The following is a 22,424-nucleotide window of genomic DNA, read 5'->3' on the forward strand; positions in this document are numbered from 1 at the left end:
GCACGGCGAAGGGTGAGACTAAGGCATCACGGGAACGAAGCTTGGCTGGCCAAACTGCATGCCGGGAACATTAATCGGCGTGACGCGTGCGATCATCAGCGGCGAGAAGTACACCACACCTGTGCCCGGCGGCTGGGCTGCGGAATTCATCCGCTCGTTGGCGCGGTAGTAGCCGTAATGGAAGTTGTAGTCGGCTGCGGCAGATTCAATGGTGGCGCCGTCGCGACGGCGTACCAGGCGGTCGTTGACGTACAGCTCGAAGAAGCCATCCGATCCCGTCGACACCTTCTCGTGAATCTTGAAAGTCATCCACTTGCCGCGTGAGGACGATACCGAAGCGATATAGCTCTGGCTGTAGTCGCAGGAATTAACCGGGCAAGAACCAGGCAGCACGAAGTCCAGCTTGTCACCATGCGCGTTGATGCTGAACCAGGACTTGGTCACACTGGCATTGGCCAGGTTGTCGAACTTACGCTGGAACAGCGTTGCCCATTTATGGTTGGTAGGGAAATCCGCTGCCAGGTACATCGACCAGGTGGCCCAGTATTCATCACCCTGCTTGACCACATTCTGGCGCGGTGGTGTACGGCCGCGGCGCGCCTCTTCACCATCGACGGAGAAGAATTCCGCGCGCGGATGGTCCCCTGCGGTACCCGGCGACGCATGATCGCTTGGCTTGACTTCAAACCGATACGACGGATAGCTGGGTGAGCCAGGACTCGGCACCGTGGTCACGGAGGTATTGCGCATGGTATCGGCCCAACGCCACTGCAGTGAATTCCACACGCCATCCGAGTAGGCATAGTTGCCCTGCACATTAGGCGCCTTGCCGGGCGACTGTGCCCAGGATGTCTGGTGGATCTGTGCATTCGGCACGGACCAGAATGTGCGCGAGCCACCATAGATATTCTGGCTGCCTGGCGGAACATAACCGTAGACCAGGCGATGGGTTGTCGATGGCGGCACACCCACGCCCACCTTCACCACCACTGGCCAGTTCTTGTGCAGTGTGCCGGAATCATATTTGACGAGCACGTTGACGTCGCCAGCAGGCGTTCCGGCAGCGACATTGAAACGCAGTGTGGCCTGGGCAGTCTGACGCAGCGGCACATTGACCGCCACTGGCGGCATCGACACACCGTTCATGCTGGCCATCGAGACCATCACGGTCCCGGCAAAGCCGCCGTGCGACTCCACATCCAGACCGATGGTGCCGCTGCCACCCGCTGTGATGTTGACCGTGGTTACTTTAAGGATTGGTGTGAAGGTGCCGACAGTGGCTGCTGCCAACCGGATATCAGCCGCAGCCGCATACGGCGCGTGCGTAAGGAAGGCGCTGGAGATAGCCGCGCACAGCACAAGTTTTTGCAGATTCATATCAGCCTTGATTGAGGGCGCGCACCGGGATGGCGCACGCAAACGCAGCCTTGTGGCTGCGGAGTTGGAAAGATGGAATGGAGTAGAACAGGCGGAATTGTCACACCGAAAACTATCGAAAAATCACGCTGTTGCGTGGATGCGAACGCAAGTTTCGAATCAGTAGGCGATGTGTAGGGCCGCTCGGCGTAAGTGCGCTCCACGGTGTTGTGTTGCGCGCGGATGGCAAATTTATTGCCCATCGGTGCGTGATCGGTACATATGCCCCCTTTACATTCACTGCGGGCCTGATGCTGGCGACGTAACACGTCGGCAATTCAAGCGCCTGGTTCGCGCACTTGCGCTATGCAAACAGGAGAAGCAATGAAAATAACAAGAAGGTTAGGCAATTTCGCCCTCATCGCGGCAGTGGCCGCGGCCGTGGCGCCAGTGACGGGCGCGGCGCCCGTCGGCAACCGGGGCGTGTCGGTGCTGATGGGTGCGCCCATGCAGTTCAATTTCACCGCGCCAAGCGGCAATCAAACCATTTCAAACGGCGGCAGTACCTGGACCGTGCCGAACGGCCAGATTCACCAACGCGCAGCCGGCCCGAATATCACGGGTACCTGGGCAGTGCCGGTCTCCCACACCACCGGCGGACGCTGGAAGAATATGTACTTCCGCTGGGCCGATACCACGCGCAACAACGCGATTCAGGTAACGCCGGGTACGGGTGGCACCGGGCCAGTGCCGGCCTACCGTATGGAAATCTCGCCAGCCGATGGCAGCGCCACCAGCACACCCCGCGCCGAACTGATCTCCGTTGATCCGAAAGAAGATGCGCGCTTGAAAGAACCGCCGCTCGAAAACGTCATCCAGAATGGCAACGATTACTGGGTCACGTATGCGATGCATCTGGATCCGAAATTTCCGCTGAATCATCGCTGGGCGACGCTGTTCCAACGCATCGGCGACGCCAAGCAAGATGCGGTGACCAAGATGACGGGCTTCGAAATTGCGGTCCACGGCGACAAGCTGTCTTACTGCATGCCCGGCGGCGTGCGCAATCAATGCGACTACAAGCAATTGATGACCGTGAGCGAAGCGCGCGGCAAATGGATTCAGTTCACCTTCCACGAAGTCGCGTCGACCGATCCGGCCAAAGGCTTGTTTGAGGTGTATGCCAACAATGCCTTCGTGGCACGCTACACGGGTGCAACCATCGACAGCACTACCGCCAACTATGCCTTGCACTACGGTTACTACCGCTCCAACGCGGCGCGCAGCAACGACATGGCGCCTGGCGTCGGCGTGGCTTACTTCAGCCCGCTGATGATTCGCCGTAACGATGTGTTCGACATGCCGCAGGTGCCACTGATTAATGGTACCGCCCCCGGCACGCCGATCATCGTGCAGCCGGAAGTGCTGGTCAATGCACCGGCCCAGCCTTTCTCCAACGCGAGCAACGAGCGTGCTGTACTGGACGAGAACTTCGATCAGTTCCCAACCGACCTGCAATGGGGTTCTTCCTACGTCAAGCGCAGCGATGGCACGTCCGACCGTTTCCAGCTGAGCAGCCGCGGCCGCTCTGGCAAGGCAATGAAGTTCACAGTGCAACCGGAAGACAAGGTCTCGAACGGCAATCGTTCAGAAGTGCACCTGGTATCGCGCAAGTTTGGCTCAGTTGGCAACGAGGCCTGGTATCAGGGCTACGTGATGATTCCAAAAGACTATTGCGACACGTGCTGGACCGGCAGCGAGCCCAAATTCCAGCGCATGGTGATCATGCAATGGCACGACAGTCCGGAAAATGGCGACTGGAATAATTTCGTCAGCCACAGCCCATTGGCCTCGCTACGCTATACGGGCGAAGGCGGCGTGCCGCGCTTCACCCTGAACCACGGCTGGGTAACATCCAACAACACGACCGCGATTGCTGAAAAGCCGATTGAAAAAGGTCGCTGGTACAAGTTCACCGCGCACATCCGTTGGGCCAAGGACACCAGTGGCTTCATGGAAGCGTTCCTCGATGACGTGCCGTTCGGGCCGAAACATTACGCCCGCAACATGACGAACAACTATCCGGCCTACATGAAGATCGGCATGTATCGCCATACGAGCAACATTGAGAACATTAACTTCCGCTGGACGGTGCCACGCAACAGTATCTACTGGGATGACGTGACCATCAGCGATCAGCGCATGCCTTAATCGCGCACCGTGCAGACCGGCGTACCCACACGGACGCCGGTCATTTTCTTTCTGGCGCAGTCGCGCCCTCCTCTTTCGAGACTCTATGAAACTGACAAAACCACTTTGCCTGCTCGCGCTTGCGACAGCGGCAGCGGCTCTCGTCGCGCCTACCTTCGCCGGCAGTACGCTTGGCAACAAGGGCGTCGCCGTACTGATGGGCACGCCAATGAAGTTCAACTATCAGCCACCGGAAAGCAGCACCACCGTTTCCAACGGCAGCAAAAGCTGGACGCTGTCGCGCAACGTGATTCATCAGACGGCCACCAGCGCCGGTACGGCTGCGCCCAACATCAAGGGTACCTTTGCTTATCCCGTGGACATTCCCAATAGCGATGGCTGGCACAACCTGTATTTCCGCTGGGCCGATACCACGCGCGCGGACGCGATCACCATGGTGCCAGCAGCAGGCGCGGATGGCATTCCCGCGTACCGGATGGAGCTGGGCCCGGTGGACGGCGGCTTGCCAGGTACGCTCAACAATGCACCGCGCGCCGAACTGGTCTCCGTCGATCCGCGTGAAGACTTGCGCCAGAAAGATGCCCCACGCAACAATGTGGTCAAGAATGGGGACGAGTATTGGGTCACGTATGCGATGTTCCTGGATGCGAACTTCCCGCTGAACCACAAATGGGCCGACCTGTTCCAGCGCAAGTTTGACAAGGTGTTCGAGCCCAGCGCCAAGAAGACATGGTTTGAAATTGCAGTCCATGGGGACAGCTTGTCGTACTGCATGCCAGGCGGCATCCGCAATCAATGCGACTACAAAACAATCATGCCAGTGCGGGAAGCACGCGGCCGCTGGGTGCAGTTCACCTTCCATGAAGTGGCATCAACCGATCCAGCCAAGGGCTTGTTTGAAGTGTACGTGGACAATAACTTCGTCGGCCGCTACAACGGGGCCACGCTGGAAAGCGCCGCGGCGAATTACAGCTTCCACTACGGCTACGAGCGCAGCAATGCCGCGCGCAATGGCGATACCGCGCCTGGCGTTGGGGTTGCCTACTTCACGCCCCTGATGTTCCGGCGCGGAGACGCGCGGGACAATCCACTGGTGCCTCGCATCAGCGGCGGTGCGCCGGGCACAACGCCCCCAACGATTCCACCCACCATCCCGCCAACAACACCGCCAGGCGGCACGGACGTCTTTGGCGTGACCATGCTCAATCCGTCCAAACCGGGCGGCGAAAGCTGGGCGCTGGCAGCAGACGCCACGCATGACAGCCGCTTCGACCCGCAAAACACGATCACCCGCAATGCGGACGGTTCGTGGAAGATCAAATCGAATCAGGTGCGCATGTCGGTGTTCACTTCCACCGGCTACAACGCAGGCCGCATCGCCACTTACGACCGCGACGATCTGGCGCGCCAGGGCTACATGCAGGCGGCTAATGACTGGAAGAATATTGAAATGACGGGCTACGTCAAGCTCAATGCGGCGTCGGACATGAGCGACAATTTCGACTGGTACGCCCGCGGCGGCAAGCACAATGACAATCTGTCCGGCTGCGAAGGTTCTTCCTACAAAGGCGCGCTGCATTACGATGGCCGCACCCGCTGGCAGAAGGAAACCTGGCACGTGAGCTACGAGCAGGCGCCCTACAAGAATGCCACTACCTCACTCAAAGGCCGCTGGGTTGGCTTCAAGGCGGTGATGCGCAACACGCCTGTCAATGGCAAAACGGCGGTGCGGCTTGAGCTGTTCTTGAACGACAATGCCGACAAGGTCAGCTGGCGCAAGATTTACGACTTTGTCGACGCCGGCGACTGGGGCGGCGATGCCAGCCATTGCGGCGGCAGCGTGAATGCAGCCCCGATCACCTGGGGCGGACCGATCTCGGTATTCCGTTGGGATAACGCGAACGATGTCGACTTCAAGTGGCTCAGCGTGCGCGAAATCGCACCTTGACCACGGCTGGCTGTCCCGGTCAGGCTTTTGGCAGCCAGCGCTTGAAGGACTCGCGGTCCTTGTCCGAAGGAATGTACCACTTGCGCGCGGCTGCATCCCAGCGCGCGCCCATGGATTTCGCTTCGTCCTTTTCGGCAAACGGGACCACGAGATAGAACGCGCCTTCCTTTGGGGCAGCTGCAGCCGGCCGGCTCTTGTCCTTGCCAGGCGCAACGCTAGTGGCCGATGGTGCGCTTCGATGTTCTTCCATGGCGCGCGCAAACTCCGGCGACAGCGCCTGGTACGGTGGTTCAAATGGGAGCGGATTGGTCATGAATCACAGTCAGGGCGGATGATCGTTCGATTATAAGCCGCCCGGACCGATGATTCGGGCACTGTCAGGGCGCGCAGCTCATGCCAGGCTGTCGCGCAGGGTCGCTGCCCGCTTTTTCAACAATAAAGTGATACACCTCCGAGACACCGGTGGTCGAGCCAAAGTTGCGCGCGGTGGCTCGCAGCGATGCGCGGGTGGCGCCGCCCTTGAACTGGTAGACCGACATCAGGGTCACAGTATCGAAGGCTTTGACGGTGCTGTAGCCCACTTGCACCACCGCAGTGTTGGGCCGCAAGCCCGGATTGGGAAACGTATCGCCGTTGGTCTGGGTTGGTTCAGCCGGGCCGGGAATTGCGGCAATGTCGCCGGGGTTGGTACGCACCGACACGGCGTCGAACAATTGCGACGGTCCAATAATGATCGAGCGTACCCCGCCGGAGTCCGCCACATTGGCCACCACGCCAAATGTTTCGTTCACGAAGATGCAGCGGTTGGCATGCAAGGAGGTGTCCGTCGTGATCTCCACATGCGGCGTCGTCAGACCCGGCGTTTCGTAGTGGATCCGAAAACGCATGGTGGCATTGGTGGTGTCCTTGAGATCGGGAATGGTCTGGCAAGCTGCCAGCATGGATGACGCGCAGATCAATACGGATGACATTTTCACGCTGAACCTCCTTGGGTTGTTGAAAAGACATCCCCAGTATCGGCATCCGCAAACTTGTCGTCAATACAATTTTTTAAATAAAAAAGCCCGCACGCGGCGGGCTCCTGCACCAGCTTGCGGGCTGACTTATTTTGCTTTAGCGGCGCGGCGGCGGGCAGCACCCAGGCCCAGCAGACCCAGACCCAGCAGGGCGATCGAGGTTGGCTCAGGTACGGCCGTGATCTTGGTGCTGAAGTAGGCAGCATCGTTGTCCCATGCGTGGCCAGCCCAGATCCAGGTAGCCGAGTCGTCGATGTTTGGACGGTTGCCCCATGGACCAACACCATCCACGCCCAAGTTGCCCAGAGCACCGTATGCGCCGTTGAAGCCGGTCGTGTTGCCGGTCCAGTCGGTCGTGTTGGTGGTCATGAAGGTGCCGCCGTTGGCAAACTTGTGGCTGCCGCCGGTCAGGCTGAAGTCGCCCAGTACGCCGGCGATGCCGCCTTGGTCGTATGCGAACAGGTGCAGGTAATACGACACGCCCGGGGTCAGGACGGTGCTGTCGCTGTAGGTGCCGTACCAGTTGTTGGCGCTGCCGAAAGCGGCGCCCGCTGCGTTGTCGGTCGTGGAGATGTAGATCACGTAGCCGTTGTCGACGCTCAGGTTGCTGCTCAGGGTGGCTGCCGAGCTGGCGCCTGCGCACAGCATCAGAGCAGCAGCGATCGGGGCCAACAGAGTGCGGATGGTTTTTTTCATGGTGTCGTCATGGATGAAAGTTATGATGATTTACCAGAAGCAATTAATATGCCAATAAATTGCAAATCGGAAAAATCTTTTGTTATCAAGCACTTGCTCTGCCATCGCCGAGAGGACAGCAAAAGTACTGTAAAGAATTTCGACAAGGAAATTGAAGATTCTTTATTGAAATTCCATGCTTTGCCGTCGAACCCTTCCTCAGGCGTTTTCCGCATTTCAGCCCGCCAAATCCGCAGTCCATCGCATTCCGCTCGTTGACAAGATGGGGCTTGGCTATAGTTCACTCAACCCAAACGACTTACACAAAGGAAGACATCATGAACATCGCAAAAAACATGGAAATTATTTTCGTCGCCGCCCTGGCCATCATCTCGACGACGACCTTCGCTACCGCTGGCGCACAGCCGCGCAAGCTGGCCGCACCCGAAGTCGTTAAAGTCGGCGCCGCGCCCACCATGACCGTCATCACTGTCAGCGCCAAGCGTCTGACGGCCGCCGAAAAAGCCCAACTGGCCGACTAAGCACAACGAACCAATCATCTACGGAGCGCGCAATGAATAAATTTTTCGGCACGGCAGTCATGGCGGCAACGCTGGCAGTTTCGGGCGCGGCGCTCGCAGATGAACAAATGACGCAGCAGCGCGCCATCGATGCGCGCGCGGTCAAAATCAAGCTGGGCGGCATTGTCGACTTGCGCGTCAAACAGGGACCGACGCCATCCTTGACCATCATTGGCGACCGTCGTCTGGTGGAAAAAGTGAGCGTGGTCCAGGACGGCGAAACCATCACCATCGACACCGAGTCGCGCGGCATCAATTTTGGCAATAAGTCGCGCGGTGAGCTGCGCGTCGAACTGACAATGCCCGCTCTGACGCAACTGGTGTCGAACGGCGTCGGCGCATCCGATGTAAAAGGCTTCACCGGCCCGGAAATCAAGGTCTCGCTGGAAGGCGCAGGCGCCGTGAATTTGGATAGCAACTATCGCAGCATCGTGGCCCGCCTTGGCGGCGTCGGCAGCATGACATTGAACGCGACGGATGCCGACCAGGTCGATCTGAAGCTCGGTGGCGCAGGCGCAATTGCCGTCAATGGCAGCAGCAAGTTGCTGCGCGCGCAGTTGGGTGGCGTTGGTAGTCTGGATGCCAAAAAACTGATGGCCGATACGGTTGTACTCGACATGTCCGGCCTGGGCGGCGCCACTGTGTATGCAAAAACCACCGCCAATCTGAAATTGAGCGGCCTGGGTTCTGCCACGGTCTACGGCAAGCCTGCCACGCGCACGTCGGAAGCACGCGGCCTGGGCAGCGTCTCCTGGCAATAAGTTACCTCACAATGACGAAAGCCGCCTGCTCGGACCAGGCGGCTTTTTTCTTTTGCGGGTACTTAGCGCTTGACGGTCATGTCGTTTTTCACCGATTTGACGCCGGAAATATCGCGCGTCATTTGCACGGCCTTGGTAATGTCTTCCGCTGAGCTGACGAAGCCGCTCAGCTGCACCGTGCCCTTGTAGGTTTCGACATTGATTTCGGTGGCCTTGAGCTGCGGGTCGGCCACCAGTGCCGCCTTGACCTTGCCGGTGATGACGGCGTCGTCAATGTATTCGCCCGTGCCTTCGCGCTTGGCGGTCGGTGCGCAGGCAACCAATGCGACAACGAGTATGCTGGAGATAAATGCAGTGAAACGGCGTGCGATCGTCATGTGGAGCTCCTTGAAGGGTAAAAGTCTCCACTGATTGTCCTGTGACGCTTTTGCACGCGTTTGATCTCGGCCAATCGAACAGACTTAACCCGCACCCGGCTGGGACTTTTCGACCGCGACCAAAGCAGCCTTGTTCGCGGCAACTCGGTCATGTCCCAGAACCACGCGAATATCCGCACGTCCTGACGCGCCAGGCATGAGCATGGGCACGCCCCCAACACGCGTGGCCAGGCGCTCGGCCGCCAAGCGGAAACTAGCCTGGTATTCCACCCGCGTCTGGCGCACGCCGAAGCCTTTTTGATTGGTCAGGCGCACGACCCTGCCCTGGTCGGCGCCGATGCTGCGCGCCACCGCGCGCGCCATGCCTTTCACGCCATTACCGTTGCTGATCTCCAGCGTCAGCGTTTCGCGCGGCGCCGCTTCGATTCGCTCCAGAACGAACATGCCGCTTTGGTCCTGCCGAATTTCGGTGCGGGCCCAGCGTGTGTCTTCATTGCTGTCGACCTTTACCGCCTTTTCAATGGCTGGTACGCCGGCAACCGCCGCAATCGCGTAGTCCGACTTGAAATCGTGCCCGCGCAGTGCGGCGGCTTGACGGTACATGGCTTGCGCCCGCTCGCGCTGCCCTAGCTTGCCCAAAACATTGCCCAGATGGTGCCAGGCGCGATCATTCAAAGGATCTTGCAGGCAGGCGCTTTCAAGCGCGGTCTGTGCGGAACTGAGGTCGCCGCGCAAATAATAGGCGTAGCCCAGATTGCTCAGCAGGTAACCGCTGTCGACGCCGGCGGCGTTCGCCGTCAAGCCTTCCCAAAGCGCAATTGCAGCATCGAGATCGCCTGCTTCAGCGGCCAGCACGGCCAGGCCGTTGCGGGCGTTGACATGCCCTGGGACCGCGCGCAGCACTGCTTCGTAGTCCGCCCGGGCCTGCTCGAACTGATGGGCCAGATGGTGGACTCGGCCGGTCCGATACGCATGCTCGGCCGAGGGCACGGGGTCGGACTGCGGCATCCGGTAACCCATATCCGCGCACGCAAGCAAAAGCGCGCCGCTACACAAGATGACAATGCGTTTGAGCGAGGGTTTCATGTTGCTCTCCAGTTCAGTCAGTGCCTGCAATCTTGCCCATGGTGCGTCCGATCTGGATGGCCGCCGGACCGACCAGCACAATCATCAAGGTAGGGAAAATGAAGAAAATCAAAGGGAACAAGAGCTTCAGCGCAATTTTTGCGGCAGCTTCTTCCGCCATCAACTGCCGTTTCGAGCGCAGATTATCCGAGTGCACGCGCAGCGAGGTACCCATGCTGGTGCCAAACCGCTCGGACTGGATCAGCATCGCCACCAGCGTATCCACATCCTCTACCCCGCTGCGCAGGGCAAAGTTGCGCAGCGCGCGTTCCTTGGTGAATCCGGCCCGCATTTCCATCAGCACCAGTTGCAGCTCCTGCGCGAGAACCATGCTTTTGATGTGAATTTCGCCTGCCACCTTCACCATGGCGCGCTCCAGGCTCAGGCCTGCCTCCACGCACACGGTCAACAGATCGAGGGCGTCGGGGATGATTTCGAAAATCTCGCGCTGGCGCCGGCGCGCCACCTGTTCCAGGACCACGTTCGGGATGTAGTAGCCAAAGGCGGCGGCAGCGAGCAGACAAAACATGAAGCGCTGCCCCGGCATGGCGGGCACGTAGTGCATCAGCACCATGGCGATGATGCCGGGCAGCAGAAGAGCAAGCAGCGTTTTGGACGCAAAGTACAGGGGTGCCGCCGCGCTGTTGCGCCAGCCGGCATTCATGAAACGCGTGCGCAGGGCCGAGCGCTCCCACCCTTCCTCCGGCAACGATAATTTGCTGAACGGCTGGGCGACCTTGACGATTTTTTCGACCCAGCCATCGCCGCTTTGCAGTGCACCGGCTTCCGTCTTGGCGCCAAAATGATCGAGCCGGCTACGCATCGCACCGGGCACGAAGACGGCCATGCCCATCATCGCCAGGCCGCAGACGATGCCAAATACAACCAGCAGGAAGATCACGTTTGCAATCGTCATGTCGTTCTCCTTATACCCGAATGTGAATCACGCGGCGGATCCACAGCACGCCGATGAGGATCATGCCGGCGCCGTACCACAGCATCGTCTGCCCGGTAGGGTCGGTCCACAGCACGCTGACGTATTTGGGGTTCGCTATCAGCATGAAGAACATCGCGCAGAACGGCATCAAGCCCAGAATCCAGGCCGACATGCGCCCTTCCGCCGACAGCACCCGCACTTTGCCCAGCAGCTTGAGGCGGGCGCGAATGATATGGCTGATATTGCCCAGGATTTCAGCCAGATTGCCGCCCGACTCGCGCTGAATCACTACGGCGATGACCAGGTAACGCAAGTCGGTCAGCGGAATCCGGTCGGCCAGGCTATATAACGCCTCATTAAGCGGCACGCCGTAGTTGATCTCCTCGTGGGCAGTACGGAATTCGCCAGACAAGGGTTCCGGCAGTTCCGAGCCAACCATCTGCAGCACATTGGTAAACGAATGCCCGGCGCGCATGGCACGGGCCAGAAAATCAGCCGCTTCCGGCAGCTGTTCCTCTATCTTGATCAAGCGCGCGGTGCGTGCGCGCCGCGCAAGCACGTAGGGCGCCGACATGAACATCAGCGCGATGACCACTTGCGCCACCGGAGGCGCGGGCCGCATTTGCAGCAACAGCAGCGCCACGCACATACCGCCGAACGCCGCGCCCATGAACTGCGCAACCGACCAGCGCAAGCCCGCCTGCAGCAGCAGCCGGTCGATGGCCTGGGCCAGGCGGCGCCGATGCAGAAAAGCGTCCAGCCAGTCGTTGTCGCAATAGCGGCGCTGCTTGAGGATGGAGACCTTCTCGCCGTTGGCATCCATCCCGCCCGACATCAGCCGCAGGCGACGCGCAATGCGCTTGGCGCCGCCGCCGTGAGTACCCGACCACCACAGATACGCCCCCTCGATCATCAGGATGACTGCTGCGAACAGCAGGACCGTAAAGCCGTAGAACACTGCATCCATCATGGTCTCCTGGCGGTTATTCGTACACGCGGGCGGGATCGAAGGCGGCGTCCGGCACGGCGGCGCCAAACAGGCGCAGGCGGTCGGCAAAACGCGGGCGTACTCCGGTGGCGCAGAAGTGGCCCATGACCTTGCCGTCGGCCGCCACCCCGGTTTGCTCGAACTTGAAGATCTCCTGCATGGCGATCACTTCGCCCTCCATGCCGGTGATCTCCTGCATGCTCACCAGCTTGCGGGCGCCGTCGGTCAGGCGCGTCACTTGCAGCACCACTGTCACGGCCGACGAAATCTGCTGGCGCGTGGCGCGCGGGGTCAGGTTCACGCCGGCCATGCCGACCATGTTTTCCAGCCTGGCCAGGGCGTCGCGCGGTGTGTTCGAGTGGATGGTGGCGAGGGAACCTTCGTGGCCGGTGTTCATCGCTTGCAGCATGTCGAGCGCCTCGGCCCCACGCACCTCGCCCAGGATGATGCGGTCGGGGCGCATGCGCAGGGCATTGCGCACCAGCGCCCGCTGCGACACTTCGCCCTTGCCTTCGATGTTGGGCGGCCGGGTTTCCAGGCGTACCACGTGCGGCTGGCGCATCTGCAGCTCGGCCGCATCTTCAATCGTAATGATGCGTTCATTGGCGGGAATGAAACCGGACAACAGGTTCAGCAAGGTGGTCTTGCCGCTGCCGGTGCCGCCCGAAATCAGAATATTGATCTTCGAGTGGCCCAGTGCCTGCAGCACCTGCACCATGGGCGGTGTCACGCTCTTGAACGAGAGCAGATTTTCAGCCGTCAGCGGGGCAGCGGAAAAGCGCCGGATCGACAGGATCGGCCCATCCACCGCCAGTGGCGGAATGATGGCATTCACGCGCGAGCCGTCCGGCAGGCGGGCGTCGACCATGGGGCTCGATTCGTCGACGCGGCGGCCCACCCGCGAAACGATCTTCTCGATGATCTTCATCAGGTGGGCGTTGTCGTGGAAGGTGATGTCGGTCAGTTCCAGGCGGCCGCGCCGCTCCACGTACACCTTGTTCGATGTATTGACCAGAATGTCCGAAATGGTGGGGTCGACCAGCAAGGGCTCGAGCGGACCGAAGCCCAGCATTTCGTGCTGGATGTCGAGCACCAGGTTGTGGCGCTCGTGCTGATTTAGGACGATGCGTTCTTCTTCGATGATGCGCTGGATCAGCAGCGCCAGCTCATGCTTGAACTGCTCCGTGGTGAGCCGCTTGAGCCGCTCCAGATCGATCCGGTCCAGGATCATCTGGTGCATATTTTTCTTGAGCTCCTGGTAGGCATGGTTCGAGGTTTCGGAAGTGGGGGCGGCGGGCCGCGTGTCATCGACGGCGCTCAGGCGTTCACGTAAGGTCATGTTGTCTCCAGGGTTCATGCTTCGCCGTCGCCACGCCCGAACAGGCGGTCGAACAGGCCTTTGTTTTCGGGGACGCGGCGCGCCGTGATGGTTTCAACCAGTTCCGCCATGCTGCGCGAGACCGGCGATGAGCGTGACAGGCGCAGCACCGGCACGCCCTGATTGACCGAGTCGGTCACGGCGATGTAGTCGTTGGGGATGGTGTGCACGATCTCGGCACCCAAGGCGCTTTGCAGATCCTGCAGGCGTAGCTTGCCGCCCTTTTCGTAGCGATTGACCACCAGACGCGTGTTTTCCAGCGGATAGCCCAGCGAGCGGAAGATATCGAGCAGACGGCGGCCATCGCGAATATCGGGCAGGCCCAGTTGCAGTACCGGGTAGATGCCGTCGGCGCTGTCCAGCGCGCGCAGGGAGATCGCATCGATCTGGCGGCCGACATCGAGCACGATGTAGTCGTAATGCTGGCGCGCCACGCGCAAAATCGCATCCATGTGCTCGGGTTTCAGGTCCACTGCGTGGGCCGGGTCATCCGCTGCGGCCAGAATGCCGAAGCCGCCCGTCACGTGCACCAGGCACGACTCAAGAAAGGCGCCGTCCACGCGCGCGATCTGGCTGCACACATCCGACAAGGTCATGGCCGGGCGCTGGTCCGACACATACAACGTGGCGTCGCCAAACTGGCCATGCAAGTCGATCAGCAGTACTTTCTTGTCGGCCAGCGTGGCCAGGGCGTAGGCAAAATTGGTGGAGATGAAGGTGGCGCCGCTGCCACCCTTGCAGGAGATGAAGGCCAGCACTTTACCGTCGCGCATTGTGGTTTCGCCGGCCACGGCGGCGATCCTGTCCATCGCTTCATGGAAGGCGCGGTGCACCAGCGGCAGCTGCAGCACTTCACGCACGCCGGCGCGCATGGCGCGAATCAGCAGGTCTTGCTGGTGCTCGTGCGTGAGCAGCATGAAACTGGCGTCGGGATAGTGCTTGGTCAGGCGCTCCAGCATGTCAGCCTCGCTCGGCTCGAAATCGCTGGCGTCGACAATGACCAGGGCCGGCGCATCCGGAACCGGCCGGTCGAGCGCATCGCGCATGCTGGCGCGTGTTGCGGCCAGGTTCAGCGGCGGCACTCTGGCCGCGCCTTGCGACGCGATTTCCGCGTGCAAGGCGTTGTCACGGGTGATGAGTAGGGCTTTCATGGGCGGTCCTCGTTGGTGGGCTTTACAGGCAGTTGCCTGCCACGCCAGGCTGGTAACCCAGCGTTGCGACTGGGGTGACGGTGGCGAAGCTGGGGAAATGCAGCGGCGCACCGGGGAAGAAATTGGCGCCGATGATGGGCACGTACTCCACCCGTGAGCAATCCGGTCCCGACCCTTGGTAGCACAGGCGTACACGCACGAAGCGGATACAGCTGGCTCCTTCCGGATCCTGATTGCAGTTGATGATGTTTTGCTCCGGGCAGGCCGGCATGGGGCTGACCTGCTCAAGCGTGCCATTGAGGTAATCGATCGCCAGATGCTGTTCCTGCAGATTGCCGCGCAGCGGCATGCCACCCGGAATGTCCCCGAACATGGCTACCCGGCGAACGCCATCGAGCGCACCTGCGTTGCTGAAGTCCGTAAAGGCGGCAGCGCGCGCCGCGCGCCGGGTCACTTCGACCATGGTGCTGTAGGCATACAGGGCGCGCGCCAGTTCCAGCACCCCAAACACAAAGGTGAAGAACAGCATGGAGCCCAGCGCAAACTCGACTGCGGCAACTCCAAACTGGGAACGCGGCGATGACTTGGGTGTGAAATGGCGCATGGCGGGCTCGTTCTCGGGCTTATTTGGTGAAGGGGACGGTGGAACGTGCGGTGACTTCCCACGTGCCTTCTTCGGGGTCGGTCCAGCGGCCGGTCAGCGCGTTGAACATGGCATCGTCAATCGTGAAGGTCACCGTCACACCGAACAGCTGCGGCACCATGCCGGCGCAGGAGTGGTTGTCGCATTCGACGTAGGCCTGTTCCACCCTGGTGGACCCGCTCATGCTCGCGCCCATCGCGGCTTCTTGCACCATCCGCTGTGCCAGGACGATGGCGCGGGCACGCTCGCCGTCATCCTTGATTGCCGCCGGCGGCAGGCTGGCCAGATAAGAAGCCGCATCTCGGGTCGCTTCTTTCATCACGCTGTATTGAAAGAAGACTTTCGCAAACAGTGCCACGGCCGGCAGCAGCACAATCGTGGCCGACAGAATGACTGCCAGCTCGATGGCTGCCGCGCCACGGGCCAGCCGCCGGATTGCGCCGCGAGGGGACGCTGCCGGTTTCATTTGTACAGGACTGCGGAAGCAGCCAGTTCGCCGTACGTGGTCAGGCCGCCGAATTCGGCATGGATGGCCGGTGGCGATTCAGTGGCGGGCGTTGTCATCAAAAACCTCCCTATGGCTAAAACACGGGCGCTGCCGCCGCTGACGGGGCAGTCGAGCAGTGGCACATTCAGTACCCGGCGTTTGGTGATGCCGGACATGCCAACAGGGGACTGACGGTGTGGCGAAAGACCGCGCTCGTAGGGCGAATCGGCAAAGGTGTAATTGGAGCTGAGGGCGGCGCCGGCGGTGACCGGATACAGCTTGCTCCAGTCATTGCGTGTGAACGGCGCGCCCAGGGCGCCGCCCGCATAGCGCACAGGCCGGCCGAAGGACCATAGCGTGCCGTAACTGGCGGCGGTGGTCCCGGGTGGCAGCACGTCGGCGTCGGCCACTGTGAACAGTTTGCCTTGCGCAAAGTAGGAAGCTGCACTGCCGTTGAGCGGGGTCGGTGCGCCCGAAATGTAAAAGCCGCCATACGGTCCGCGGAAGTCAATCACATTGCTGTCGGGCGGCGCTCCATAGCGGGTGCAAACCGAGCCCCCGTTAAAGCTGGCAAAGCGGGCATTCAGTTCGCGCACCATCGATACGGGAAATGGCTCGCGCACATACAGACTGCTGCCGCCTTCGATGCGTGGCGCCGGCATGTGGCCGGTGCAGACGAAGGGGCGCAGTGCGTCGTCGGACTGGTGCGACACGCGTGCTGGTGCCGGTGGAAAGTCGAGCGGGTTCACAATGAAGCTGCGCGCCGTATTGCCATGCGAGTTCAAATTGAGCAGGTTGTAGCCGACCCCGCGCCGAAAGCCATATTCCACTGCTTCCTCGGCATTGGCTGCCGGCGCATTGCTGCGCATGGCCAGCGGCGACTGGCTGAGCGCGCACACGGCCACGGGACCAATGCTGCTTTCCTTGCGCCCGGCCACGGCACGGCGGGCCAGATGCTGCTCGCCCGCCACGCCGACCACGCGCAGGAAGGCAATTGCCACCCGCCCGTACCGCTCATCGAGCGCGCCTGTGTCGACCCGCGCAAACAGCATGTTGGGCAGGTCGCTGCCGTTGGCTGAGTCGGCCAGCGTCCAGGGCCCGTCACGAGTGGGACCCACGCTCAGCGCGCTCGAGGTCCAGTCGATTGTCTCGGGCCGCAGGAAGCGGTATTCCGCCGTGCGCGCAGTAGTCCTGGCATTCTCCTTGGCGCGCGCCAGGCCATCCGGCGTGCCATCGAGCGCACGCGCTGCCGCCAGCGCGGCGCTGTCGGCAATGGCTTGCAATTCATGGCCACGGGCGTACATCATGGACAGGTCGATGGCCAGACCGACCATGCCCAGCATGACCGGCAGGATGATCGCGTAGATCACCCCAAAGGCGCCGCGTTGCCGGCGAATGCGCCGGCGCGGCTGATGCGGCGTGCTCATTTTGCGCTGCCCGTGGTCATCGAGCTTTGCGGCTCGGGCGGCATGAGGAAGGATTGCTCATAGCGCTGCTGGCTGGCGCGCGCGGCACGCCCGTCGATGCCGGTGACCGGATTGGTGTTGGCGGCAGCGGCTGGGTCGGACACCTGCGCGGCCACCGCGGCACGCACGCTGTTGCCAAAATTGCGCTCCGCTTCGGGCGCGCTGGCGGCGCATCCGGCCAGCAGCCCCAGGGCGGCCAGCGCGGCAAGGGCCGTGTTCGATGTGGTTTTCATGGTCACTCCTTATTTGAGTTCGAAGCCGGACGCGGTTTCTGCTGACGGCTGCTCGGCCGGTGCGGATGCTGCGGGCACTGGCGCCGCGGCCGGTGCTGGTGCGTCAGGCCTGCCTTCCAGGCGCCCGCCCAGCAGCAGCTCGGCGCGGCTAGGCGTCTTGACTTTGTCAGTCGGTAGCGTGAAGTTGGCCGGCAAAGGCTTGACCAGATGGACGGTGGCCACGAAGACCAGCTCAGTTTTGTCCTGCTGGTAGTCGGCACTGCGGAACAGCGCACCCAGGATCGGCACCTCGCCCAGGACCGGCAAGCCTTTCAGGCTGTTGACCATATTGTTTTTGATCAGGCCGCCAATGGCGAAGCTTTGGCCGTCATACAGCTGGACAGTGGTGCTGGCGCGGCGCGTGGTGATCAGCGGCAGTACCGCGCTGCCATTGAAACCGCTGGCGGAAATACCGATCCCTTCGCGCGAGACTTCCGACACTTCGGGCGACACCCGCAGATTGATGCGCCCGCCAGCGAGCACGGTGGGCGTAAAGCGTAAGCCAACCCCGAATTCCTTCTCTTCCAGCGTGATCTTGTTGTTGTCCTGCGCTACCGGAATGAAGATGCGGCCGCCCGCGAGGAAATTGCCCTCCTGGCCACTGACCGCCATCACGTTCGGCTCGGCCAGGATGCGCACCAGGCTGTCCTGCTTCTGGGCGTCGGCGCGCAGGCGGTTGCCGTTGGCCTTGGTGGCCCTGAGGGAGCCCGGCGCGCTACCTGTGAGGAAGTTCGAGACAAGCGTGGTGGCCCAGCTGCCCGATCCGGTGCTCCAGGTAACGCCGCCTTCCAGACGTTCGAGCAAGGTTTTCGACACCTCGGCGATTTTGACTTCCAACATGACTTGCTGGGGCGCCGTCACGCTCAGCAGATTAATCACCCGCAGATTGGCAGGCTGGCTGCGGTCGGGCGAGGCGGCGCCATTGGCGTTTTCGCCAGCGTCATCGTTCTTGCGTGCCAGCGTACGTGATGATTCGTACACGAACGCGCGCGCCAATTCCTCGGCGCGCACCAGGGCGTTGCTGTCGGATACGGTGCCGGTCAGGACCACCGATTCGTTGGCGCTACTGACTTTGATGTTTTTTTCATCGGGCAATGCAGAAGCCAGACTTGCTTCAATTCCAGCCAGATCCATGACCACCATCAGGTCGACTACACTGCATGCCCCGCTGCGGCCCTGGATGATCATATTCGTGGTGCCCACATCGACGCCCAGCAAGTACAGTGTATCGGGCGAAACCAGCATTGCCTGTGCCACGCCGGCATTGCCGACGCTGCGGTGACGTACCGGTTCTGGCAGGCGCATCAGCGTCGATTTGCCCATCAGCAGTGTCATCTTGCCAGGCCGTGCTGCCTCGCCCACACATTGGGGGCCGCTGTCGGCGCGGTCTTGCGGCGGCTTGGCCGGCTGGCTTTTGGGCGCGGGCTGGCCGGTGCGGGCTCTGGCTGGTGTCGTCAGCGGATCGGCAGCCAGGGCGGTGCCCGAGGCAAGGGCCAGCACCAGGCCGGCGGCGCCATAACGGCGGACGTGACAATGGGGTTTGTTCATTTCGCTCATCCCTAAAAGGTCGTTGCGTGAAAAATCAGAAGCATTCTTGCGATGTTTGCAGGCCGTTCAGCACGCTGACGCAGTCGCGTTTGGGCTGGGGCGCGGCCACTGCTCCCGGCGCGCTCACGGGCCGGGAGCGCACGGCAACGTGCTTGACCGGCGCGACAGGCGCTGGCTTGGGTTTGGCGGCGACCTGGGCCAGTTCGTCGAGCAAGGTGCGCTTGGTGGCACCGGCTGTTTCGGGCACCGTATGGTCGATTTGATTGCGCAGAGCCAGCGACAAGGTGCCCACGCCGCGCGCCAGGTCCAGGTTTTCGGCTTGCTCAGGCGTCACTTCCAGTGTGACCGCGTTGACGACCTTGGGCTTGGTTTCGTCGCGGCTGACTTCTTGCGCCACGGCCAGCACCAGGATCCGTTCCAGCACAATTTTCGATACATCAAGCTGGCCGTGATTGCTGCGCTCGCCTTCGGCCGGGTCACGCTCGGTGTGGACGATGATGTCGACGTAGTTGCCCGGTAAGGCAAAGCCGGCCACGCCAATCACATCGTTCACGCGCACCGTGATGGCGCGCTTGCCCTCACTGATGAGGGCGGACAAACCGCCCATGGTGCCGGCCGGCGCCAGCTTGGATTCGGCCACCACCTCCCCTTTTTGCAGATTGACCTTGAGTACACGCTCGGTCAGGGTCAGGGTGTCGGTGAACGCATCTTTCGGGATCTCCTTGGCCGGGCGCTCGACCAATTTAAGCATTTCCGGGGCCAGGCGCTGCCCTCGGTTGACGTCCGTGGTGGCCACCACGACGCGATTGGAGTTGGCGTTGGCCTGGCCTTGCAGCCACTTCCAGGCCAGCGCCACTGCGGCGATCCCGAACAGGACCGCGACGGCCATCATTACAAGAGCACGCTTGTTTTTCATGAGATTCTCTCAAGCAAGGAGTCGCCGCAATCGGCGAGGAAGGGGACGGTGGGCTGGGACGGCACCGGAGTGCCGCTACGACTTCCCGCAAACAGACTGGACCAGGCCTGGTCGAGCGCGGGCACAGTCAGGCGTGGTTCAATGCCTGCAAAGCGCGCGAAATCGGCAAGCCGGTCCAGCAATTCACGGGGGGTGCTCGCTAACAATGCACGCCCGCTGGCAGCGTGCAGATCGTTGAGCAAATGCTCGACCACGGCGTCGTCACAGCCAAGGCCGTTCACGCGGCACTGGCGCCGGAACAGCGCCCTGTAATGGGGCTCGCTCAGCGCGCCCACATGAATCTTGTAGGCGATGCGGCGCATGGATGCATCGTCCAGCAACAGCTGGGGCGGCAAGTTGGTGGCGAACACCAGTGTCACATCGAAGGGCACGCCCAGCTTGCAACCGCCGTGCAAGGTCAGGTGGTCGGTATGGGTATCGAGCGGCGCGCTGAAACGGTTGAGCAGATCGGCGCTGGGCATGCGCTGGCGGCCCAGGTCGTCAATCACCAGCATGCCGTTGTTGGCCATCAGGTGAGGCGGCGCGTGGTAGACACCGCCAGCAGCATCGTGGCGCAGATCGAGCATGTCGGCGCAGAATTCAGCGCCCACCTGGATCAAGGGACGCTGGCACAACATCCAGCGGGTATCGCAAGAGCGGCGGTCTTCGGCCTGGCGTGCCTGGGCGGCGGGCGCCAGATGCACGAGCGGGTCGTGCACCAATACAATCTCATTACCGGCCAGCACCGCGCACGGCACGGCAACAATGCCTTGCTGCAGCTTGCCGAGCTTGCGGGCGATCATGCTTTTGCCGCTGCCCGAGGGACCGTACAGCAACATGGAACGGCTCGATTGCATGGCGGCGCCCACCATGTCGCGCACGGCGGGGTCCAGGCTGTCTTCGCCGAAGGCCGCTGCCACACTGGCGGCGCTGACCCGATCCATGCTGGCGTGGCGCGAAGATTGGCGCGCAATCAGATCGCAGTAGGCTTGCAGGGTGACGGGCGCCGGGCCCAGATAGCGGCAGCGGTTCATAAAATCGCTGGCGCGCAGTTTGCCTGTGTGGGTCAATTGGTAGCTGACGTCCAGATCGGAATCGCCGCGGGCAGCCACTTCGACCAATTGTTCGGTGAGCATGAAGCCCAGGACTTCGCGCAAAACATTGATGGAGAGACGGAGTTTTCCGGTCAGGACTGGCAGGTGTAATTTGCCGCAGACGTACATCACTTTGGTGACCAGCTCGACAATCAATGCCAGTTCCAGGCCGGTCTCGCGCACCGTTTTCGGTTGCGGCGGCATTCTGATCATGTCGTCCTGCCCATTCTCTTCCGCTGACGATTGCGCTTCGATCATTTGTCGCTCCCGATCACTGTTTCTGGATGTCACGAATTGATTTTAGCCACGCGTTTTTTGTTGCCTTTGACCCAAAGCAAGCAATGCCTGACCGCAAACTCAGCTGTGGCGCAGGACCATCACTGTCAGCGTGCCGGCACTGATTGCCAGCGCATACGGCATGCCGCCAACACTGATGGGCGCCGCTTCCGGCGCCAGCCGCACACCACCCAAACGCATCACGATCGGCAGCATCAAGGCCCGCACGTTGGCAAACGCGGCACGGCTGCGGCGCCTGGCCAGTACGATGACCAGCGCCATTAACCCGCCATAACAATAGGTGGCCAGGCTGCACTGACAAACCAGCGATGGCCCGACGAAGGCGCCAACGGTGGCCATCAACTTGACGTCGCCGGCGGCCATGCCACCGGCAAGGTAAAGGGGAAGAAACATGATCAGGCCCACGGCAAAGCCCGGCAGATAACTGGTGACGAGCGCGGCGGGATGGCCGGAGGCCAGCTGCAGGATCAAGGCCACCAGCAAACCCAGCGCCAGCAGGCGGTTTGGAATGCGGCGCTGGCGCAGGTCGAAGGCGCTGGCGCCGAGCAGCAGGAGGGCAAGGGCCAGATCGGACAAGAGGATGGTGGACATGGCGAACCTTCCGATGACAGGCAAAAAAATGAGCTTCCGGGGCGGGCCCGCCCGGGAAGCTCGACTTATTTATTTATGGCAGGGCATCGGCAATTTTTTGGAACGCGCCGTCGACCTTGCCACCCAGCACGCCGACGACGGTGACGATCACAGCCGCGATCAGAGCGGCGATCATGCCGTACTCCAAAGCGGTCACGCCATCCTCGTCAGCCATGAAGGACTGAACAGCCGAGACAAATTTGCTCATGACAAACTCCTTAAGTGTGGATAAGAGACAAACCCTGACGTAGCCTGGAACTGCCCGGGAAAGCAGCTACTCCATTGGAAAAACCAGCTTCGGTCGTCCCGTTGCTGCGCCATTGAGACCACTATAGGGGTGGCAAAACGGCGTGAACTTGAGACGAAACAACCTTTCTCCAGAGCACTACTTCGGGCTTGATCCAGGCAGACAAAGTAAAAAATTTCTCGCCTCATGCCTGCGGGGCAGCGGTCAAGGTAGAATCAGGGGAATAAACGTGGGATTTGTCGCACTTATTGCCAAATATGCAATACGCATGAGGATTTCGC

The 22,424-nt window shown here is 61.4% G+C and carries 24 protein-coding genes; 5 read left to right on the top strand and 19 right to left on the bottom strand.

The genetic code is table 11. The features are described 5' to 3' along the window. Positions 1–18 precede the first annotated feature (18 nt). Positions 19–1,377 carry a heparin lyase I family protein gene (locus BUC24_RS19655; protein WP_073220639.1) on the bottom strand — a complete coding sequence of 453 codons (1,359 nt, stop codon included), beginning with the start codon at positions 1,375–1,377 and terminating at the stop codon, positions 19–21. Positions 1,378–1,740: 363 nt separating this feature from the next. On the opposite strand from BUC24_RS19655, the gene BUC24_RS19660 reads away from it, so the two are divergent. Both BUC24_RS19660 and BUC24_RS27120 read left to right on the top strand, forming a co-directional pair. Further along, positions 1,741–3,567: a heparin lyase I family protein gene (locus tag BUC24_RS19660; protein ID WP_178372585.1), complete on the top strand. Its 1,827-nt coding sequence runs from the start codon at positions 1,741–1,743 to the stop codon at positions 3,565–3,567. Between the two features lie 85 nt (positions 3,568–3,652). Then, a complete protein-coding gene (locus BUC24_RS27120; RefSeq protein ID WP_218606522.1) occupies positions 3,653–5,515 on the top strand; it encodes a polysaccharide lyase in 1,863 nt (620 codons plus the stop codon). Positions 5,516–5,534: 19 nt separating this feature from the next. On the opposite strand, the gene BUC24_RS19670 is transcribed toward BUC24_RS27120, so the two are convergent. From BUC24_RS19670 to BUC24_RS27355, 3 genes are all read right to left on the bottom strand, one after another. Then, positions 5,535–5,828 carry a DUF5710 domain-containing protein gene (locus tag BUC24_RS19670; protein ID WP_073220645.1) on the bottom strand — a complete coding sequence of 98 codons (294 nt, stop codon included), beginning with the start codon at positions 5,826–5,828 and terminating at the stop codon, positions 5,535–5,537. A 64-nt stretch (positions 5,829–5,892) separates the two neighbouring features. Then, positions 5,893–6,492: a hypothetical protein gene (locus tag BUC24_RS19675; protein WP_143167596.1), complete on the bottom strand. Its 600-nt coding sequence runs from the start codon at positions 6,490–6,492 to the stop codon at positions 5,893–5,895. A 126-nt stretch (positions 6,493–6,618) separates the two neighbouring features. After that, positions 6,619–7,227 carry a PEP-CTERM sorting domain-containing protein gene (locus BUC24_RS27355; protein ID WP_083599041.1) on the bottom strand — a complete coding sequence of 203 codons (609 nt, stop codon included), beginning with the start codon at positions 7,225–7,227 and terminating at the stop codon, positions 6,619–6,621. Between the two features lie 9 nt (positions 7,228–7,236). Here BUC24_RS27355 and BUC24_RS26735 point away from each other — a divergent pair, with 9 nt between their 5' ends. From BUC24_RS26735 to BUC24_RS19690, 3 genes are read left to right on the top strand one after another with little or no spacing between them, the layout of a single operon-like run. Beyond that, positions 7,237–7,485, top strand: coding sequence for a hypothetical protein (locus tag BUC24_RS26735; protein WP_143167597.1), 249 nt, complete (start codon positions 7,237–7,239; stop codon positions 7,483–7,485). Between the two features lie 59 nt (positions 7,486–7,544). Further along, positions 7,545–7,748 (top strand): hypothetical protein, encoded by a 204-nt coding sequence (locus BUC24_RS19685; protein ID WP_073220651.1) that lies wholly within the window; start codon positions 7,545–7,547, stop codon positions 7,746–7,748. Between the two features lie 32 nt (positions 7,749–7,780). Beyond that, a complete protein-coding gene (locus BUC24_RS19690; RefSeq protein ID WP_073220654.1) occupies positions 7,781–8,548 on the top strand; it encodes a GIN domain-containing protein in 768 nt (255 codons plus the stop codon). Positions 8,549–8,610: 62 nt separating this feature from the next. Here BUC24_RS19690 and BUC24_RS19695 read toward each other — a convergent pair whose 3' ends face one another. The 15 genes from BUC24_RS19695 to BUC24_RS19765 all read right to left on the bottom strand — a co-directional run bounded on the left by BUC24_RS19695 (position 8,611) and on the right by BUC24_RS19765 (position 22,104). Then, complete coding sequence (locus BUC24_RS19695) at positions 8,611–8,925, bottom strand: BON domain-containing protein (protein ID WP_073220657.1); 315 nt, start codon at positions 8,923–8,925, stop codon at positions 8,611–8,613. Between the two features lie 84 nt (positions 8,926–9,009). Further along, on the bottom strand, positions 9,010–10,011 hold the full coding sequence (locus tag BUC24_RS19700) for a tetratricopeptide repeat protein (RefSeq protein WP_073220660.1): 1,002 nt from the start codon (positions 10,009–10,011) through the stop codon (positions 9,010–9,012). 13 nt (positions 10,012–10,024) lie between these two features. Then, a complete protein-coding gene (locus BUC24_RS19705; RefSeq protein WP_073220663.1) occupies positions 10,025–10,966 on the bottom strand; it encodes a type II secretion system F family protein in 942 nt (313 codons plus the stop codon). A gap of 10 nt (positions 10,967–10,976) precedes the next feature. Then, the gene (locus BUC24_RS19710) at positions 10,977–11,954 is read right to left on the bottom strand and encodes a type II secretion system F family protein (RefSeq protein WP_073220666.1); all 978 of its coding nucleotides are present in this window, start codon (positions 11,952–11,954) and stop codon (positions 10,977–10,979) included. A gap of 16 nt (positions 11,955–11,970) precedes the next feature. Then, positions 11,971–13,314: a TadA family conjugal transfer-associated ATPase gene (locus tag BUC24_RS19715; RefSeq protein WP_073220669.1), complete on the bottom strand. Its 1,344-nt coding sequence runs from the start codon at positions 13,312–13,314 to the stop codon at positions 11,971–11,973. A 14-nt stretch (positions 13,315–13,328) separates the two neighbouring features. Further along, complete coding sequence (locus BUC24_RS19720; protein WP_073220672.1) at positions 13,329–14,504, bottom strand: CpaE/TadZ family protein; 1,176 nt, start codon at positions 14,502–14,504, stop codon at positions 13,329–13,331. A gap of 22 nt (positions 14,505–14,526) precedes the next feature. After that, positions 14,527–15,108, bottom strand: coding sequence for a TadE family protein (locus tag BUC24_RS19725; RefSeq protein ID WP_073220676.1), 582 nt, complete (start codon positions 15,106–15,108; stop codon positions 14,527–14,529). A 19-nt stretch (positions 15,109–15,127) separates the two neighbouring features. Continuing rightward, positions 15,128–15,613: a TadE/TadG family type IV pilus assembly protein gene (locus BUC24_RS19730; protein ID WP_073220679.1), complete on the bottom strand. Its 486-nt coding sequence runs from the start codon at positions 15,611–15,613 to the stop codon at positions 15,128–15,130. Beyond that, positions 15,610–17,061, bottom strand: a complete 1,452-nt coding sequence (locus BUC24_RS19735) for a TadE/TadG family type IV pilus assembly protein (protein ID WP_073220681.1) — start codon at positions 17,059–17,061, stop codon at positions 15,610–15,612. Before BUC24_RS19735 ends, BUC24_RS19730 begins: the two co-directional genes overlap by 4 nt. After that, the gene (locus tag BUC24_RS19740; protein WP_073220684.1) at positions 17,058–17,333 is read right to left on the bottom strand and encodes a hypothetical protein; all 276 of its coding nucleotides are present in this window, start codon (positions 17,331–17,333) and stop codon (positions 17,058–17,060) included. The genes BUC24_RS19735 and BUC24_RS19740 overlap by 4 nt, the downstream gene beginning before the upstream one ends. A 9-nt stretch (positions 17,334–17,342) precedes the next feature. Beyond that, entirely contained in the window at positions 17,343–18,920 is a 1,578-nt protein-coding gene (locus tag BUC24_RS19745; protein ID WP_073220687.1) for a type II and III secretion system protein family protein, read from the bottom strand. Positions 18,921–18,954: 34 nt separating this feature from the next. Beyond that, positions 18,955–19,836, bottom strand: a complete 882-nt coding sequence (cpaB, locus tag BUC24_RS19750) for a Flp pilus assembly protein CpaB (RefSeq protein ID WP_073220690.1) — start codon at positions 19,834–19,836, stop codon at positions 18,955–18,957. Further along, positions 19,833–21,227 (bottom strand): P-loop NTPase family protein, encoded by a 1,395-nt coding sequence (locus BUC24_RS19755; protein WP_073220693.1) that lies wholly within the window; start codon positions 21,225–21,227, stop codon positions 19,833–19,835. The genes cpaB and BUC24_RS19755 overlap by 4 nt, the downstream gene beginning before the upstream one ends. A gap of 99 nt (positions 21,228–21,326) precedes the next feature. Continuing rightward, the gene (locus BUC24_RS19760; RefSeq protein ID WP_073220696.1) at positions 21,327–21,857 is read right to left on the bottom strand and encodes an A24 family peptidase; all 531 of its coding nucleotides are present in this window, start codon (positions 21,855–21,857) and stop codon (positions 21,327–21,329) included. A 73-nt stretch (positions 21,858–21,930) separates the two neighbouring features. Then, on the bottom strand, positions 21,931–22,104 hold the full coding sequence (locus tag BUC24_RS19765; RefSeq protein ID WP_073220699.1) for a Flp family type IVb pilin: 174 nt from the start codon (positions 22,102–22,104) through the stop codon (positions 21,931–21,933). Between the last annotated feature and the right edge of the window lie 320 nt (positions 22,105–22,424).

Origin of the sequence: Massilia sp. CF038 (assembly GCF_900129765.1) — a bacterium.
In the GTDB taxonomy this organism is placed as follows: domain Bacteria; phylum Pseudomonadota; class Gammaproteobacteria; order Burkholderiales; family Burkholderiaceae_D; genus Telluria_A.

Bases quoted from the DNA above. Each gene is read 5' to 3' on its own strand.
- BUC24_RS19655 (WP_073220639.1), bottom strand. From the start codon at position 1,377: ATGAATCTGCAAAAACTTGTGCTGTGCGCGGCTATCTCCAGCGCCTTC.
- BUC24_RS19660 (WP_178372585.1), top strand. From the start codon at position 1,741: ATGAAAATAACAAGAAGGTTAGGCAATTTCGCCCTCATCGCGGCAGTG.
- BUC24_RS27120 (WP_218606522.1), top strand. From the start codon at position 3,653: ATGAAACTGACAAAACCACTTTGCCTGCTCGCGCTTGCGACAGCGGCA.
- BUC24_RS19670 (WP_073220645.1), bottom strand. From the start codon at position 5,828: ATGACCAATCCGCTCCCATTTGAACCACCGTACCAGGCGCTGTCGCCG.
- BUC24_RS27355 (WP_083599041.1), bottom strand. From the start codon at position 7,227: ATGAAAAAAACCATCCGCACTCTGTTGGCCCCGATCGCTGCTGCTCTG.
- BUC24_RS26735 (WP_143167597.1), top strand. From the start codon at position 7,237: ATGGATGAAAGTTATGATGATTTACCAGAAGCAATTAATATGCCAATA.
- BUC24_RS19685 (WP_073220651.1), top strand. From the start codon at position 7,545: ATGAACATCGCAAAAAACATGGAAATTATTTTCGTCGCCGCCCTGGCC.
- BUC24_RS19690 (WP_073220654.1), top strand. From the start codon at position 7,781: ATGAATAAATTTTTCGGCACGGCAGTCATGGCGGCAACGCTGGCAGTT.
- BUC24_RS19695 (WP_073220657.1), bottom strand. From the start codon at position 8,925: ATGACGATCGCACGCCGTTTCACTGCATTTATCTCCAGCATACTCGTT.
- BUC24_RS19700 (WP_073220660.1), bottom strand. From the start codon at position 10,011: ATGAAACCCTCGCTCAAACGCATTGTCATCTTGTGTAGCGGCGCGCTT.
- BUC24_RS19705 (WP_073220663.1), bottom strand. From the start codon at position 10,966: ATGACGATTGCAAACGTGATCTTCCTGCTGGTTGTATTTGGCATCGTC.
- BUC24_RS19710 (WP_073220666.1), bottom strand. From the start codon at position 11,954: ATGGATGCAGTGTTCTACGGCTTTACGGTCCTGCTGTTCGCAGCAGTC.
- BUC24_RS19715 (WP_073220669.1), bottom strand. From the start codon at position 13,314: ATGACCTTACGTGAACGCCTGAGCGCCGTCGATGACACGCGGCCCGCC.
- BUC24_RS19720 (WP_073220672.1), bottom strand. From the start codon at position 14,504: ATGAAAGCCCTACTCATCACCCGTGACAACGCCTTGCACGCGGAAATC.
- BUC24_RS19725 (WP_073220676.1), bottom strand. From the start codon at position 15,108: ATGCGCCATTTCACACCCAAGTCATCGCCGCGTTCCCAGTTTGGAGTT.
- BUC24_RS19730 (WP_073220679.1), bottom strand. From the start codon at position 15,613: ATGAAACCGGCAGCGTCCCCTCGCGGCGCAATCCGGCGGCTGGCCCGT.
- BUC24_RS19735 (WP_073220681.1), bottom strand. From the start codon at position 17,061: ATGAGCACGCCGCATCAGCCGCGCCGGCGCATTCGCCGGCAACGCGGC.
- BUC24_RS19740 (WP_073220684.1), bottom strand. From the start codon at position 17,333: ATGAAAACCACATCGAACACGGCCCTTGCCGCGCTGGCCGCCCTGGGG.
- BUC24_RS19745 (WP_073220687.1), bottom strand. From the start codon at position 18,920: ATGAACAAACCCCATTGTCACGTCCGCCGTTATGGCGCCGCCGGCCTG.
- cpaB (WP_073220690.1), bottom strand. From the start codon at position 19,836: ATGAAAAACAAGCGTGCTCTTGTAATGATGGCCGTCGCGGTCCTGTTC.
- BUC24_RS19755 (WP_073220693.1), bottom strand. From the start codon at position 21,227: ATGATCGAAGCGCAATCGTCAGCGGAAGAGAATGGGCAGGACGACATG.
- BUC24_RS19760 (WP_073220696.1), bottom strand. From the start codon at position 21,857: ATGTCCACCATCCTCTTGTCCGATCTGGCCCTTGCCCTCCTGCTGCTC.
- BUC24_RS19765 (WP_073220699.1), bottom strand. From the start codon at position 22,104: ATGAGCAAATTTGTCTCGGCTGTTCAGTCCTTCATGGCTGACGAGGAT.